Here is a 15,621-nt window from a genome sequence, read left to right on the forward strand (position 1 = left end):
GTTGGCGCGCAGCAGCGGACGGATGAGGAGCATGGCGGCGCCGGTGGTGCCCATCCAGCTGGCGAGTATGGTGCCCACGGCCAGAATGGCGGTATTCACGATGGGAGTGCCTACGAGGGTACCCTTGAGGCGGATGCCGCCGGCCACGGTGAACAGGGCAAGCAGCAGAAGGATGAAGGGCACGTATTCAAGCAGAATGCTTTCGGCGGCGATGAAGAAGGCGTTGCCGAAGCCGAACACCAGCGCGCAGGGAACAAGGAAGGCCAGTCCCCAGAAGAGGGCCACCTTGCCGAAATGATGCTCCCAGAAATGAGGAACCACCAGGGGGCAGATGGCTATGGAAAGCAACATGCAGACAAAGGGCACGACCCAGATGATGGAAAGATCATTGGGAAGCTGGAAATGACCTTCGGCGAAGCAGATGCCGGGCACGAGCAGCATCGCCAGAAGGAGAGCGGAAATGAATTTGAAACGGTGCATCCACGGACTCCTTTCGGAAAAAAATAGAATTAGGTTTTCTTGTATCCAAAAAAACGCGTTTCATCAAGAACTTTAGGCGTTACGCGGCGACAGAACCTTGACGGGCCAAGGCTTTTGTGTGCATCTCAGGAAGAAAACGAGGAAAAAAGGAGCGTTTCATGCATCAGATACCGAACGTTCTTACCATTGCCGGTTCCGATTCCGGCGGAGGCGCGGGCATACAGGCCGATCTGAAGACCATGACCATGATGCGCACTTTCGGCATGAGCGTGATCACGGCGCTCACGGCGCAGAACGGTCTCGGCGTGGCGGGCATACACGCGCCCGAGCCTTCCTTCGTGCGTCTTCAGCTTCTCACCGTGCTGGACGGCTTTCCCGTTCATGCCGCGAAAACGGGCATGATGTTCAATTCCGGCATCATCGGCGCCGTGGCGGACGTGCTGGACGAGCAGACCTTTCCGCTGGTGGTGGATCCGGTGTGCGTGAGCACGAGCGGGCACAGGCTCATGGAGGAAGACGGCATAGACACGCTCCGCGACAGGCTCATGCCCCGGGCCGATCTGTTCACGCCCAACAGGCCGGAAGCCGAAGTATTTGCCGGCATGGAAATCGTGAGCGAGGACGACGTCCTCGAGGTCGGGACGCGTCTTCTGGAGAAGGGGGCCCGGGCGGTGCTCATGAAGGGAGGCCATTTCGGCATGGGCAATCCCGTGTTCGTCACCGACTGGCTTTTCGAGCGGGACGCCGATCCCGTGCCCCTGCGTCAGCCCTATGTGAGCACGCAGAACACGCACGGCACGGGCTGCACGCTGTCGGCGGGCATAGCCGCTCAGCTTGCGCTCGGCATGCCGCTGCGCGTGGCCGTCACCAAGGCCCAGGAATTTCTTAATCTTGCCCTTCGGCACGGCTTCAATCCCGGCAAGGGGCATGGTCCGTGCAATCACATGGCGGGGCTCGGATAACCCCGGGAAGAAAAAAGGCTGTCTGCGCAGCAAAGAGAGTGTCTTTTCAGGGCGCAGGAAGTTCCATGCAAAAAATGCACGATGTCTCATCGTGCATTTTTTGCATGGCTGACGTGCTTTTTATCTGTCGGACAGAGAAGAGGGTTCCCTCTGCCGGAAGGCTCTTCCGGCAGAGGGGCGGTCGGGCACAGGACGTTTTCGGCATGAGGCGGGAAGGACGGCGGCATGTTCGGGCGCCGTCTCCCTGTGCAGGTTCTGGAATCAGCTGAAAGCAGAAGGAATTGTGCCCGGCCTGCAGGGGAGGCTTTCTTCGTTTCGGAGAAAGGCGACGTACCGACTACTTGAGCCATCCGCGTTCACGGTAATAACGTTCTGCGCCGGGATGCATCGGCAGAACGAAGTCCTGCGGCATCTTGTCTTCGGTCACCTTCTTCCAGTCGGGATTGCCCTGACTCAGAAATTCCAGACTTTCGGCGACGGCCTTGGTTATCTTGTAGGCCGTTTCTTCAGGCATGGAGGCGGGAACCAGAATTTCCAGCCAGTCGCATATGGTGGGCACGTCGGCATCCGCTATCTGTCCCTTGTAATATTCCTTGGGAAGAAGGGCGGGCCGGAAGCCGTGCTCCTTTTCCATTTTTGCGGCCACTTCCGGGGAAATGGGAAGAGCCTTGAACGGCATGCTCTTCAAAATTTCAGCGATGTGCCAGGACTCCCCGGAGCCGTTCCAGATGACGATGTCGGCCTGGTTGTTCTGCACGGCTTCTATGACGCCGTCCATGGTGGAGGGGAAGGCCTTGCCTCCCCATGTTTCCAGCTCTTCGAAGCTGATGCCGTAGGCTTCAAACAGCCAGCGTCCGTAGACTTCCGAGTTGCCGCCCTGCGGTCCGGTGGAAATTCTCACCGGCATTTTCTTTTCCCGTATCTGATCGATGGAGTCGATACCAAGATCGCGTCGCACGAGCACATTGAAGTTCTGCGGATCCTGGATGTTCATCAGTGTGCAGACCTTTGTGACCTTGGACGTGTAGGGGGAAATACCGTCGCGGGCTGCGGCAGTAAGGGCTGCCTGAGAAAAGGTCACATCGGCCTTTCCTCTGTCGGCCATGATGACGTTGGATCGTCCGGCGCCGGGGAGCATGGTTATTTCCATGTCAGGGTACATGGCGGCAATGGCTTTGCCTATGAGTCCCATGTTGAGGTACCACTTGCCGGACACGGCTCCGGAAACCAGATTGAGATGCGTGGCGGCCTGTGCGGAATTCGGGGAGAGCGTACATGCGGCGGCGAGGAGAAGACAGGGAAGCAGAGACTTGAATTTCATGATTTCCTCCATAGCGTTATGGTGACGGAAAACCGGCAGCATGTCTGCCGTTAGCCGGCCTGTGCGGAATTGTTTCGCAGGGTGCGTCTGCGCGCAGCCTGAACGGCGATGACCAGAGCAAGGGCGCCGAGCCCGGCCAGATCGGTGATGACGCCGGGGTAGATGAGACAAAGACCGCCGGCGGTCAGGATCAGCCGCTCCGGCAGGGAGGCCTTCGTCAGAAGATAGCCCTGAAGACCGCCGGAGAGCGACACGACACCTACCAGAGCGGACAGCGTGGCCATGATGATGCTGCCGAGATCACCTTCCAGAAGAAGGGCGGGTTCATAGATGAACATGAAGGGAATGATGAACGCCACGATGCCGAGCTTTGCGGAAATCCAGCCTGTTTCCATGGCTCTGGCCTCTGCAATGGAAGCTCCGGCAAAGGCCGCTATGCACACGGGCGGCGTAATGCAGGCCAGAATGGCGTAGTAGAAGACGAACATATGCGCGGCAAGACCCGTGACGCCGAATTTGACCAGTGCGGGGACGCCGAGCGTGGCGACGATGATGTAGGCGGGGGTGGTCGGCACGCCCATGCCCAGGATCATGCAGGTGAGCATGAGAACTATCATGAGCAGGAAGAGGTGATCGCCCGCAATCAGCGTGATGCAGGACATGAACTTGTAGCCTACGCCGGTAAGTGCGATGACGGCAATGATGATGCCGGCGGAGGCACAGCAGGCGGAAATCATGAGGCTGTTGCGTGCACTTTTGACAAGAGCGTCGATGAAGGCGTTCAGATCGAAGCGTGATTCCTTCCTGAATGCCGCCAGCAGAACGATGCTCAGTGTGGCGATGTAGGCGCAGCTCGTCAGGCTCTTGCCTCGAATAAGCAGGGCGACGAGCAGAAAGACCGGCAGCAGATAGTAGAGCCGTGAGACGACGCGGTCCTTGGACGGGATGAGTTCCTCGGGAAGCAGTCCGAGATTTTTTCGTACCGCTTCAAAATGGATCATCATGAACAGGGCGAAATAGAAGAGTATGGACGGCAGCAGGGCGGCCTTGGCTACGGCCGTGTAGGAAGTGCCCGCAAGATCTGCCATGACGAAGGCCGCCGTGCCCATGATGGGAGGCATGAGCTGTCCGCCTGTGGAGGCCGTGGCTTCCACGGCGCCGGCAAATGCCGGACTGTATCCGGCCTTTTTCATGAGAGGGATGGTGAAGGTGCCGGTGCCGTACACGTTGGCCGGGGCGCTTCCCGAAATGGTGCCGAAGAGCGCGGAGGCGAAGATGCTGACCTTGGCCGGACCTCCGCGCGATTTTCTGGTGAACAGGCATGCCAGATCCATGAACAGCGCGCTCATGTTGGAGCGTTCCAGAAAGGCGCCGAACATGCCGAAGGCAAAGATCATGCCCGCCGCCACGCCGAGTGGCACGCCGAATATGCCTTCCGTGCCTATGAAGATTTCGTCCGTCATGTCGTCCATGGAAATGCCGTTGTGACGCAGCGGCGGGGGAAGCATGTCCCCGAATGCCGCATAGGACAGAAACACCGCCACGACAATGGCCATGGGCACGCCGGCCGTTCTTCTGGTGAGTTCCATGATGACGAGTACGGCGATCAGACAGTAGACTTTTGTTTCCATGGAAATGGGATCGACATAGCGCAGTCTTGTGGTGAACGCCTCATGATTCACCATAAGATGCGCCATGGCGGCGATGCCGAGCACGGCAAGAGCAATGTCGATGACGAGCCACAGCGTGCTGTCCTTCTTGGAGTCTGAAGGTATCCACAGAAAGGTGAGGGCGATGATGAAGGCCAGGTGGATATTTCTCAGGAGTTTTGCGTCCAGAAAAAATATGCCGCTGGTGAAGAGTATCTGAAAGATGGAAAGGCCGACAGCCAGTACGACGATGATCGGCTTCAGGCCTTTTCGTGTCAGATGGACGCTCATGGAGAATCTCCTTTCGACGGACGGCTACTGCTCTTCCGGCAGGCCGAAAAGTCGTGCGGCGTTGCGATACAGAACCTTGTCCAGCACTTCGGGGCGAAGCATGCGGGTGTATTTTTCCACGGCCTGCCTCAGAGAGACCACCGGATAGGAGGAGCCGAACAGGAACTGATCCTGGAGCTGATAGTTCGCACCGGTGACGTAGGCTTCGTAGCCGGCGGTGAAGTCCATCATGTAGACGTCGGCGGAAATATAAATGTTGGGATGCTGCGCTGCGGCGTGACACATCTGAGTGATGTGCGGCCAGCCGCCGTGGCAGAACACCATGTTCAGTTCCGGAAAGAGGTAGCCCAGTCTGTCGGCATACAGGGGATTGAGGTAGCCCTGGTCCTTCACCAGCCTGCCGCCGTAGGTGAAAAGAAGCGGGATATGGTGAGTCTGGCACATTTCGTAGGCGGCAAAGGCTCGCTCGTCGGTGATGTACCAGTTTTCCCTGTTGAATATGGCTGCAGGTTCCATGATGACGCCCCTGCACGGACCGTCCAGAACGTATTTTCGTATTTCCTCGAGAGCCTGCTCTCCTTCCAGAGGGTCGATGTGCGGAATGCCGATGAATCTTTCCGGATATCTGTCGAGCAGGTCGAGCAGTTCCTCATTGTGTCCGCCGTTGGTCTTTCGGATGGGAACCACGCCGTAAGCGACGCCGGCGGCGTCCATTTCCTCAAGCAGTCGTTCCATGGACCGGCTCTGGACGGATGCCGAGGGCTCGAGGCACCGGTAGGCCGCCATTTTGTTCGGTCCGTCGGCCTTGTAGAGTATGCCGTCCAGAAAGCCTCCAAACGGCGGACGAAGACGCATGTCTATGGCTCTCATGGTTACATGACCTCCCCATAGTTCGCAGTGCGGTTGCCCGGGAAATTCGTACGTATGCGGGGTTCGAAGTCGGGATGCGGAAAGGCCTCGGCGGCAAAGGCGAGAGTATTCATGAGCCATGCCATGTTCCTGCCCAGCATGCGGAGCGTCTGCACGCCCTCCGCATCCTGCATGGCTTCTTCGGGGCTCTTGCCGAACAGGCCGTTATGGAACTGACTGGGAACCATGACGATGTGACTCGGCATGAGGTAGTTGTTCAGCTGATGCAGCGTTGTTATGCCCCCGGAACGGCGCAGGGCCACTACCGAGGCTCCGGCCTTGAAGTGCATGGGACGGGCCATCTGTGAAGCGTAGAACAGTCTGTCCAGAAAGGCCTTCGCCGGTCCGGGAATGCCGCAGAAGTAGGCGGGCGCCCCGAGAAGAAGGCCGTCGCACTCCGCGAATTTGTCTATGGCCTCGTTGACCTTGTCGTCTATGATGCAGCGGCCGCTGCTGCTGCGGCGGCAGGTCAGGCAGTCCGTGCAGCCGCGTATGCCGGCGGCCCCTACGTTCATGATTTCCGTTGCGATTCCTGCCTTGTCCAGTTCTTCAGCCACAAGTTTAATAGCTGTGAAGGTGACGCCCTTCTGATGAGGACTGCCGTTGATGGCCAAGACTTTCATTTTGTTCCCCCTTGAAATATTTACAGAACATCGGGAATAAAGACACGATTTCAAGATACAATGATTTTTGGTTTTATCAAGCTCATCATATAATTTTATTACAACAATTATTTGTATAAATGCGCGTCTTCCCGCCGATTTCGGGAAGGATGAGGCGAAGGTCTTTCTTTTCCAGTACTTGCCGGACGTTTGAGTACAATGTTTATTTGTATAAAAAGGAACAAAGTCGGCAATTTTTTTTAAAAAGCGACTTAAGAAGAGAACTTTTTGTCCGGTGACGACCTGTATTTTGCGGATGTGAGGCGTCGAAAAATCGGTTGCTGAGACTTGAAAAATATTTTTTCACAAGTGCGTCCGAACATCATGCCGGGGAGAAGGGGACGGACTGATGACGAGCGGAAGCGGCAACTGCCGGGAATCGTTCAAGGTTCGTCGCGCGAAAAATTATGATGGGCCGCACGGCGCTGATCCGTGTGCAGGCTTTTGCGGCATGCAGGGGCAAAGACGGACGGAGCTTGAGAGAAACACGGAAAGCAGAGGTGCGGTCCGATCATGCAGAGGCACATGTCTCAGTCCGGTATGTTTGGTCCGGCTCCCTGAGGAGTCAGCCATTTGATCAGCTCGAGAGCGGCCGCCCCGGGATGGAGGGGCAGCACATAGCCGGTGACGGCGGCAAGCTTTTCCTTGATGCGTATGAAGGCGAGGTCCTGCAGGTAGGTGGGGAGAGGTTCGTCCTTTTTCAGAAGCACGTCATGGATGAATCCTATGCCCGAGTTGTTGGTCACCACCATGCTCCACAGACTGAGGGTGGAAGCGGAAAGAATGAAGCGGGGCGAGCCGTACTGCTTCAGAAGATAATGGAGGGGCGTGGCCGTCATTTCTTCGGACGAGCCCATGACCACGGGGTATTTCAGCAGGGTTTTCAGAGAAAGACGTTTGCTTCTTGCCAGAGGCGATATTTTCCCGACACAGGCAAGGTAGCCCCCCTGGACAAAGGGCTGAAACTTCAGGGGCGGCGGAGGCAGGAAGGATTTGGCCAGACTTCCATCGGGAGCATACGGGACATTGATGAGGCCGATGCTCTGTGCGTCGTCGGAACTGGAAAGTATTTTTTCATAGACGAGCTGCTGGGGCAGCTCGGTAATGGAGAGACGCAGTTGAGGATAGGTTTCGCAGAATCCCTTGATGATGTTCGGATTGAGGGGAAGGAAGAAGGAGTAATTGGTATAGACCTTGAGCATGCCGCTGAGAGGCGCACGTTGCCTGACCTTATCCTTCTTTTTCAGATCGGCGCAGAGCGTGCGGTAGCTTGCGACCATGTTTTCCGCCGTTTCCCGTACTTTTTCTCCTTCCTGCGTCAGCCGGCATCCCTGCCGGTTTCTCAGAAAAAGCGTCACGCCGAGTTCCTGTTCCATTTTTTTTATGCATGCGCTCAGCGCCTGTTGGGATACTCCCAGACGGGAGGCCGCGGTATTCAGGGACTTTCGTTTGGCGATTTCAAGAAAATAGGCAAGATATTCAATGCGCATGGGCTGTTGGTGCTTCCTCTGGAGGTCATCCGCCGCATTCGGATAAGGGAAAGTTCTTCGGCGGAACAGAAAAAGGCTGTCGCCTGCAGCATGCGGACGGAGCTTGCGGTATGCCTGCAGCACAGTTTTCCGGCAACGAGCCACGCTCTCACACATTCGGAAAAAAGTCATCCGTGAACCAACCGGCCGTGTCTTTGGGCGAAGAGGACGGAGCGATTCTGCGGTGACGGCATATCCGGCGCGTTCAGTTCAGCCGGTTTCGGAACAGCCAGCCTGCGAGAGGCAGGGTGAGCGCAGCCACGGCAAGCATGGGCACGAAGTTGGGGGCAATGTCGGCAAGTGTTCCGCCCTCAAGGTAGACGCTTCGCACGCACACGAGGGCAAAGCGCAGAGGGTTGGCGTACGTGGCTATCTGCAGGGCCTTGGGCATGGAGCTCACGGGCGTGGCAAGGCCGGAGAGCAGCACCATGGGCAGAAGCGTGACGAAGCAGTATACGAGAGCCTGCTGCATGTTGAGGGAAATGGCGGATACGCACAGTCCGAGTCCCGCGCAGCTCAGGGTGAACACGCCGAGCGCGATGAAGAGGTCGACATAGCTTCCCGCAAAGGGAATGTGGAACCAGAACAGGCACACGAAAAGCACAAGGGCCGCCTGCGCAAGTCCCACGACCACGGGAGGAATGGCCTTGCCGATGAGAATTTCCCAGGGAGAGAGCGGCGTGACCAGCATCTGGTCAAAGGTTCCCTGTTCCCGTTCTCTGGCCACGGAGAGGGCGGCGAGCAGCATAATCTGTATGATGCTGAGCGAGCCCAGCATGCCGGGCATGATGTTCCAGCGCGTTTCAAGCTGCGGGTTGAACCATGCGCGCATGACGAGGGCAACCGGCGAGCGGTGTCCCCGGCCGGCGTTCCAGCTGGCCACGAACTGGGAAATGTAGCCCTGCGCTATGGATGCCGTGGTGGAATTGCGGCCGTCGAGAATGACCTGCACGTCGGCGCTGCGACCTGAGAGCAGACGGTCGGCAAAGTCGCTGCCGATCTGCACGGCAAGCAGTGCCTTGCCGTCGTATATCCATTCCTCGGCTTCCGCCGTGCTGTCGAGCGTGGCCTGACGGGAGAATTTTCCGGAACCGTCGAGCCGGGCCAGAAGATCGCGGGAAAGGGCGCTTCTGTTCTGGTCGCACACCACATATGGCACATAGTTGAGGTCGTAGGTGGCCGCGTAGCCGAAGATGAAGGACTGGATGACCACGGGAACGATGAGCACCAGGCGATTGGCCGGATCCTTGAAGATGACGAGCAGTTCCTTGATGCAGAGGCTGCGCAGCCTGCGGAGCAGAAGAATCAGGTCGTGCATGGCTAGTCCAGATTTTTGCGTGTGAAGCGTACGGCGACATACATGAAGAGCACGGCGTAGGCGAGAAGGGCCGCCGAGTCCCGCAGCAGTATGACCGGGTTGTTTCCGGCGAGAAAGAGAGTCTTCAGCATTTCCATGTAGTAGGTGGCGGGCAGAATGTTGCCCACGATTCTGGCCGCGAGGGGAACGCTGCGCAGATCGAAGAGAAAGCCCGAAAGAATGACGGCGGGCAGAAAGCTCACCACGAGCGCTATCTGACAGGAGAGAAACTGACTTCTGGTGACGGAGGAGATGGCGAGCCCCATGCCGAGCGACACCACGAGGTACAGCGAGGAGCAGAGCAGAAAGACGAAGAGACTGCCGCGCAGAGGCACGGCAAAGAGCCACCGTGCGGCCGCAAGGCAGAGCAGAAGGCCGGTCATGCCGAGAAGAAAGTAGGGAATGATCTTGGAAAGCAGAATTTCCGCGCGGCCCACGGGGGAGACGAAAAGCGCCTCGAGCGTGCCGCGCTCCCATTCGCGGGCCATGATGAGCGCGGTGAGAAAGGCGCCCACCAGCGTCATGATGATGACGATGAGCCCGGGCACGAGATACCAGGTGCTGTCGGCGGCCTCGTTGAACCACATGCGGCTCTGCACCACGGCGGAGCCGGAACCCGCGGCAAGGCCCTGCCTTTCGAGCGTCTCTTGTATCCGCAGCGAGAGCAGCGCGCCCGTGTACTGCCCGATGAGCGTGGCCGTGGTGGAATCCACGCCGTGAAGGATGAGCTGCACTTTTGCGTCGCCCTTCATGAAGCGGCTGTCGAAGTCGCTGCCCGTGCGTATGATGGCGTCCACCTCGCGTTTTCTGAGAAGCTCCTCGGCTTCATGCATGGATGAGGCGTGACGCGGAGAAAAGTAGGCGGAGCCCCAGAGCCCGGAAAGAAGGTTGCGGGCCAGGGGCGTGTCGTGTTCCATGACCACGGCCACGGGCGCATTCTTCACGTCCAGCGAGAGCCCGTAGCCGAAAATGAGAATGAGGATGATGGGCAGCACGAGCCCTATCATGATGCTGCTTGGGTCTCGCGATATCTGTCTGAATTCCTTTACGGTAAGTGCGCCGAGGCGACGCGTGAATCCGTTCATGCGCGCTCCTTTGCCGCAGCGTTTGCGGCTCTGGCGTTTTCTACGATGCGTATGAAGGCTTCTTCCATGGTGGGAGCGTTGCCGCCCTGACGGCGCACGTCGCCCGGCGTGCCGAGGGCGAGTACCCGTCCTGCATCCTGAATGAGCATGCGGTCGCAGTATTCGGCTTCTTCCATGAAATGCGTGGTTATGATGATGGTGGTGCCTTCGTCCGACAGCCCCGTGATGCGTCGCCAGAACACGCGGCGGGCCAGAGGATCTATGCCGCTCGTGGGTTCGTCGAGAAAGAGAATTTCCGGCTTGTGGAGCATGCCTACGGCCATGGACAGCCGCTGCTTGAATCCTCCGGGCATGGCGCCGCTCATGTCGTGTTCGTGTCCGACAAGATCGAACTCTTCGAGCACCTCCTGTATGCGGCGACGCAGGGCAAAGGGGCCTATGCCGTACACGCCGCCGAAAAATCGCAGGTTTTCCAGCACGGAAAGGTTGCCGTACAGAGAAAATTTCTGTGAAACGTAGCCTACCCGGGTACGGGCCTGCGCGGCGGCCGTGCGCAGGTTTTCCCCGGCCACGCGCAGAAATCCGCCTGTTGCCGGCAGAAGGCCGCAGAGCATGCGGAACGTGGTGGTCTTGCCGGCGCCGTTGGGGCCGAGAAGTCCGAACACTTCGCCGCGGTACACGGAGAACGTGGTGCTGGCCACGGCAGTGAAGTCGCCGAATTTCCGTACAAGGTCGCGCACTTCAATGACGGTCTCTTGCGCGTTGACGGCGTCGGTTGTGCCGGAGGGAGAAAAGGGGCGCTTGACGGAGGCGTCGGAAACGTTTTTCCGGGGGGCGGAACCGGAGGGGGGCCAATCCGCGGAGGGGAGAGGCGGTTTTGGTACGTCTGTTCCCTGAACGTCCGGATTTCGGTGCCTGAGCAGGAGCATGAAGCTGTCTTCAAGGCGTGGCGTCACGTTTGAACAGTCTTCGGGGCGCAGACGCAGATTTCCAGAAGAAGGAGAGAGCAGTTCTTCGGGAAGGCCGTTTTTGCCGCGCTCCGGCGGAAGAACGAAGCGGACGTGATCGCCTTCCGGTACGGCGTCCATGACAAGGGAGGGCTGATCGAGCAGCCATGCCTGAAGATGCCTTGCCCTGATGCCTTCCGGTACGGCAGTGGCGTAGCAGAGTCCCTGCGTGAGTCCCCGCAGCGCTTCCGGCGCCCCCTGCGCCAGAACGGCCCCCTCGTGCATGACGACCACGTTGTCGCAGCGTTCGGCTTCGTCCATGTAGGCGGTGCTCACGATGACGGAAAGCTGCTCCTCCCGCACCATTTTCGTAATGATGGCCCACAGTTCCCGCCGGGAAAGAGGATCCACGCCCACGGAAGGCTCGTCGAGAAGCAGCAGCTCCGGAGAGCGCACCAGCGTGCAGGCCAGCGCCAGCTTCTGCTTCATGCCGCCGGAAAGCCTGCCCGCAGGACGCGCCGTAAAACGCGCAAGATCGGTCATGTCCAGAAGTCGGGCGAAACGCTCTTTTCTGATTTTTTCGGGAATGCCGTGCAGGTCGGCATAGAGATTCATGTTTTCCATGACGCTCAGATCCTCGTAAAGACCGAAGCGCTGGGGCATGTAGCTGATGCGGCTCTGAATTTCCTGAGCGTGCCGCACAATGTCGCGTCCGAGCACGAAAAGTTCACCCGAGCTGGGGGAAAGAAGACCGCATATCATGCGCAGGAAGGTGGTTTTGCCCGCCCCGTCCGGCCCTACGAAGGCCGTCATGCTGCCGCAAGGCACGTCGAGACTGAGCGAAGAGAGCGCCGTGACTGTCGTTTTCCTGTCCGTAAAGGTCTTGCCCAGAGCGCGCGCGCTGACAGCGAGAGGGCTGTTCTCCTTCGGAAAGGAAGTCTCCTGCAGGACGTTGTTTCGTTCGCTAGTCGTCATGGCGGCCCCCGGCCGCGTCTTCATGAACGATGACGCTTACCGGCATGCCGAGACGGAGTCTGTCTCCGGCATCGTCGGTTACGATGCGCACTTCATAGAGCAGCGAGGTGCGCAGATCTTCGGTCTGTACGCTCTTGGGCGTGAATTCCGCCGTGGGAGAAATGTAGCCCACGTGACCGGGCACGGGCTCCGGGAATGAGTCGGTGAGAACGTCGGCCCTCATGCCGTGGCGTATGCGGCCGAGCTGAGGTTCCGTCACATAGGCGCGCACCCACTTGGGCGAGGTGAGGGACAGAAGGAACACGGGCGTGGCGGAAGAAGCCATGTCGCCGGGCTCGAGCAGCCGGGAGGAGACCACGGCATCCGTGGGGGCGTAAAGCTCGCCGAGAGCGATGTTGTGCTGCATGATGGCAAGGGCAGCCTTTGCCGAATCGAGCTGGGCTGCGGCCATGGCGATGTCTTCGGCCCGGTAGCCTTCGCGCAGAAGATTGAGCGCATGAGCGGCCTCGTCGCGCTGCCCCTGCGCCACGCGCAGGGAGGTTTCGGCGTTTTCCTTTTCCTGCTGGCTCACGGAATTGCCCCGGCGCAGACTGGCCATGCGCCGGTCGTTGCGACGCGCCTGCTCCAGCGAGGCCTCGGCCGTGCGCAGCGCCGCTTCCGCCCGGGCGATCTCTTCCGGACGGTTGCCGTTCTTCATCTTGAGCAGATTCTGTTCCTGGGCGGCGATGTCTGCGCGCAGTCTGTCGGCTTCAAGACGGAGACTCGTCACGTCCACGCGGGCAAGAAGCTGGCCTTTCTTCACGCTGTCGCCTTCTTCCGCAAAAAGATCCGAGATGCGCCCGCCCTGCTCGAAGGCCAGAGATACCTGACGGATGTCCACGTTGCCGTACAGCCTGAGACCGTCTTCGGGCGCGACGGGGGAGGAAAGGCGCCAGTAAAGAGCGCCCGCGGCGCCGAGAAGAACGACGGCAAGAATGACGGTTATCTTTTTCATGGCGGCTCTCTTGTTGCTTGAGAAGAAAGAGCTTTTTTCTTCTTTTCAGGGTAGGAACCTTGCCGTTTAAAGTCAAATATAAAATTCAATTTTATGTTTGAATTTGACGTTTGAAATATTTTGCCGTAGCTTTTCTTCATGGAACAGGCATACGCATATCATCAGAGGAAGCGGAGCGCGCCGCGCCGGGACGGGCTTTCCACCCGCGGTGTGGTTCTCGAGGCCGCGGGCCGGGTTTTTGCCGAGCTCGGCTATGAGAAGGCCACGAATCGGGAGATCTGCGGACGGGCCGGCGTCAACGGAGCGGCCATCAACTACTATTTCGGCGGTAAGGAAGCGCTGTACGAGGAAGTGCTGGTGGAGGCTCACCGGCAGCTCGTGAGCATGGAGGAGCTCGGCGCGGTCATGAATGCGGGGGCCGATTCCAGAGACAAGCTGCGTGCCTTCATTGAGCTTGCCGTGAGTGCGGCCCGGAAGGCTCCAGATCTGTGGGCTCTGCCCGTGCTTCTGCGCGAAGTGGCCTCTCCTTCTTCCAATCTTCCTGCGCCCCTTGTGAACAGCATGCTGCCCAAGCTCAACATGGTGCGCAGTCTCGTGTGCGAAGTGACCGGCCTTGAGCCCGATGCGGAAAAGGCCTCGCACGCTGCGGCCATGCTTCTTTTTCCCTGTATGTTCCTCGTGCTCTTTCCTGAAAAAATACAGACGATTCTCTTGCCGGGCTTCATGGAAAGGCCGGATACGCTGATCGAGTCCATGGTAAGCTACGTCATGGGCGGACTGAACGCGCTCGGAAAGCATGATTAGCTGTTTTTGACGGCTTTTGCATGGTCTGGAAGGGACTGGAGACAGGAGCCGTTTAACATGAAGAAGGCCGACGGACAGGCGCTGATGGCGTCATGTTCGTCGGCCTTCTGGCGGAGAAGCGTTATGTCGGGAGGGTTCCGCTGAGGAGGAAAAACGGAACGCCTTTGTCATGCTCAGCGGTTGTAGCCGCGTCCCATGCCCATGCCCTGACCCTGGCCCATGCCGCGGCCGTATCCGTAGCCGTCATGATGGCGGAACTGGGGGCAGGGCAGACCGGCCTTTTCCATTTTGGCGAAAAATTCGTCGTTCACGGTGCGGATCTGGGTACGCAGCTTGGTGATGTCGGAGGCGAGCTGACGCAGTTCTACGGGAGTGGCGTTGGGATTGCGGGAGAGAGCGTTCAGCGTCATGCGCTTTTCCATGAGGCTGTCGCGCAGGGGGGTGATGGCGGCGTAGCGCTCTTCGTGCAGCTTGTCGAACTGGGCCTTCTGTTCGGCGGTGAGGTTGGGCAGAACCGGGCAGGAGGCAGCCTGATATCCGTGACGGCCGTGGAAGTCGGGATGCGCCATGGCGGCGACGGGAATGCTGGTGGCAAAGATGATGGCGGCGAGAGAGGTGACGATGGTCTTTCTGGTCATGGCAGGTTCCTTTTGAACGAAGTAGTGAAGGAGGGAAGGAGTGATGTGGACCACGGGGTCAGTATATAGGCAACGACGCGATTCCTGTCACGTTTCAAACTCTTTCGCGCTTTCTTTCGGAAGGAAAGATACGGGCTCTGCATCGGGCCGGAAGCGCGGAGCGAAGGCCTGATTCTGGCGCTTGGGGGAACGTACGGGACGGCGGGTGCGCATGATGATGCTCTGCAGAAGGGCGGCATACGCAGCGACAGGCCGCCTGTCGGAAATAAGGTTTAAGACAATTGGCTGATAAGAATGAATTTTTTGTCTTCAATCCGCTAATGGAATCTTACGGCCGTTTTTTTCAGGATTGTTTCCTTTTCTTGCAGAACGCGGCCGAAAAATTTTGCGGGTGACGAAAAAAAGAGATGCGTTGAGAACAGGGGCAGGAAAAGGGGAGGAAAACGTCGTGACGGGGGAATGCATTCGGCCCTGCGGAACAGGCCCCGGCGACATTCTGGCAGCAAAGGAAGAACGAGTGTCCTTCGCGTCTGAGCCGCAGAGCACGGCTCATCAGGCCCGGCTCGGACTGCCGCTTCAAAGCGGCGTGCGGTTTTTCTCCCGTCTTGTCGAATGTGTGGGGGGGGCAGGCAAGGTTCCGGCGAGGCCAGGGGGCGGGGATGCTCGAGCATTGCGTCCTGCCTTTCTGTTCGGAATGCGGCAGGGAAGAAGAATGTGCATGTCTGTACGGGAAGACGCGGGCAGAACGCGTGTCTCTGTGTGGCGGGCAGGGTGCTGGACGCTTTTCTCCCGTCAGGTTTCATGCTGTCGATTAAATAAGAAGAGCCGGAAGGGATGCGCTGATGGCGTCATGCCTTCCGGCGTTATGCTGCAGAAGAAGAGTGTCAGGCGTCAGTGGAAGGACGTTCTCCCGGAAGTGTCGGGGGAGCGGCGTTTTTCTGACTAGGTTCAGGACTCATTAAATATAAAAGATGACAATGGCAGCGAGACAAATAGCCGAAAAGAACGTGTGGGCACA

13 protein-coding genes are annotated in these 15,621 nt (G+C 58.6%); 2 read left to right on the forward strand and 11 right to left on the reverse strand.

Going from position 1 to position 15,621, the window contains the following annotated elements:
• On the reverse strand, positions 1-441 hold a 441-nt coding region (locus Q0J81_RS07455; protein WP_294446950.1), incomplete at its 3' end, for a sodium:proton antiporter.
• Positions 442-638: 197 nt separating this feature from the next.
• On the opposite strand from Q0J81_RS07455, the gene thiD reads away from it, so the two are divergent.
• Positions 639-1,442 carry a bifunctional hydroxymethylpyrimidine kinase/phosphomethylpyrimidine kinase gene (gene thiD, locus Q0J81_RS07460; protein ID WP_294446937.1) on the forward strand — a complete coding sequence of 268 codons (804 nt, stop codon included), beginning with the start codon at positions 639-641 and terminating at the stop codon, positions 1,440-1,442.
• Between the two features lie 337 nt (positions 1,443-1,779).
• On the opposite strand, the gene Q0J81_RS07465 is transcribed toward thiD, so the two are convergent.
• The 9 genes from Q0J81_RS07465 to Q0J81_RS07505 all read right to left on the reverse strand — a co-directional run bounded on the left by Q0J81_RS07465 (position 1,780) and on the right by Q0J81_RS07505 (position 13,161).
• The gene (locus Q0J81_RS07465; RefSeq protein ID WP_294446939.1) at positions 1,780-2,763 is read right to left on the reverse strand and encodes a TAXI family TRAP transporter solute-binding subunit; all 984 of its coding nucleotides are present in this window, start codon (positions 2,761-2,763) and stop codon (positions 1,780-1,782) included.
• Between the two features lie 50 nt (positions 2,764-2,813).
• A complete protein-coding gene (locus Q0J81_RS07470; protein WP_294446940.1) occupies positions 2,814-4,703 on the reverse strand; it encodes a TRAP transporter permease in 1,890 nt (629 codons plus the stop codon).
• Positions 4,704-4,727: 24 nt separating this feature from the next.
• On the reverse strand, positions 4,728-5,573 hold the full coding sequence (locus Q0J81_RS07475; protein ID WP_294446941.1) for an amidohydrolase family protein: 846 nt from the start codon (positions 5,571-5,573) through the stop codon (positions 4,728-4,730).
• 2 nt (positions 5,574-5,575) lie between these two features.
• Complete coding sequence (locus Q0J81_RS07480) at positions 5,576-6,235, reverse strand: flavodoxin family protein (RefSeq protein ID WP_294446942.1); 660 nt, start codon at positions 6,233-6,235, stop codon at positions 5,576-5,578.
• 569 nt (positions 6,236-6,804) lie between these two features.
• On the reverse strand, positions 6,805-7,764 hold the full coding sequence (locus Q0J81_RS07485; protein WP_294446943.1) for a LysR family transcriptional regulator: 960 nt from the start codon (positions 7,762-7,764) through the stop codon (positions 6,805-6,807).
• A 244-nt stretch (positions 7,765-8,008) separates the two neighbouring features.
• Positions 8,009-9,121 (reverse strand): ABC transporter permease, encoded by a 1,113-nt coding sequence (locus tag Q0J81_RS07490; protein ID WP_294446944.1) that lies wholly within the window; start codon positions 9,119-9,121, stop codon positions 8,009-8,011.
• Positions 9,122-9,123: 2 nt separating this feature from the next.
• A complete protein-coding gene (locus Q0J81_RS07495) occupies positions 9,124-10,245 on the reverse strand; it encodes an ABC transporter permease (RefSeq protein ID WP_294446945.1) in 1,122 nt (373 codons plus the stop codon).
• Entirely contained in the window at positions 10,242-12,167 is a 1,926-nt protein-coding gene (locus tag Q0J81_RS07500; protein WP_294446946.1) for an ATP-binding cassette domain-containing protein, read from the reverse strand. Before Q0J81_RS07500 ends, Q0J81_RS07495 begins: the two co-directional genes overlap by 4 nt.
• Positions 12,157-13,161, reverse strand: coding sequence for an efflux RND transporter periplasmic adaptor subunit (locus Q0J81_RS07505; protein ID WP_294446947.1), 1,005 nt, complete (start codon positions 13,159-13,161; stop codon positions 12,157-12,159). Before Q0J81_RS07505 ends, Q0J81_RS07500 begins: the two co-directional genes overlap by 11 nt.
• Positions 13,162-13,299: 138 nt before the next feature.
• Between Q0J81_RS07505 and Q0J81_RS07510 the strand changes: the two genes are divergently transcribed.
• Positions 13,300-13,965, forward strand: coding sequence for a TetR/AcrR family transcriptional regulator (locus Q0J81_RS07510; protein ID WP_294446948.1), 666 nt, complete (start codon positions 13,300-13,302; stop codon positions 13,963-13,965).
• A gap of 173 nt (positions 13,966-14,138) precedes the next feature.
• Here Q0J81_RS07510 and Q0J81_RS07515 read toward each other — a convergent pair whose 3' ends face one another.
• On the reverse strand, positions 14,139-14,603 hold the full coding sequence (locus Q0J81_RS07515) for a periplasmic heavy metal sensor (RefSeq protein ID WP_294446949.1): 465 nt from the start codon (positions 14,601-14,603) through the stop codon (positions 14,139-14,141).
• Positions 14,604-15,621: the final 1,018 nt, after the last annotated feature.

The organism is uncultured Mailhella sp., from assembly GCF_944324575.1.
GTDB lineage: Bacteria > Desulfobacterota > Desulfovibrionia > Desulfovibrionales > Desulfovibrionaceae > Mailhella.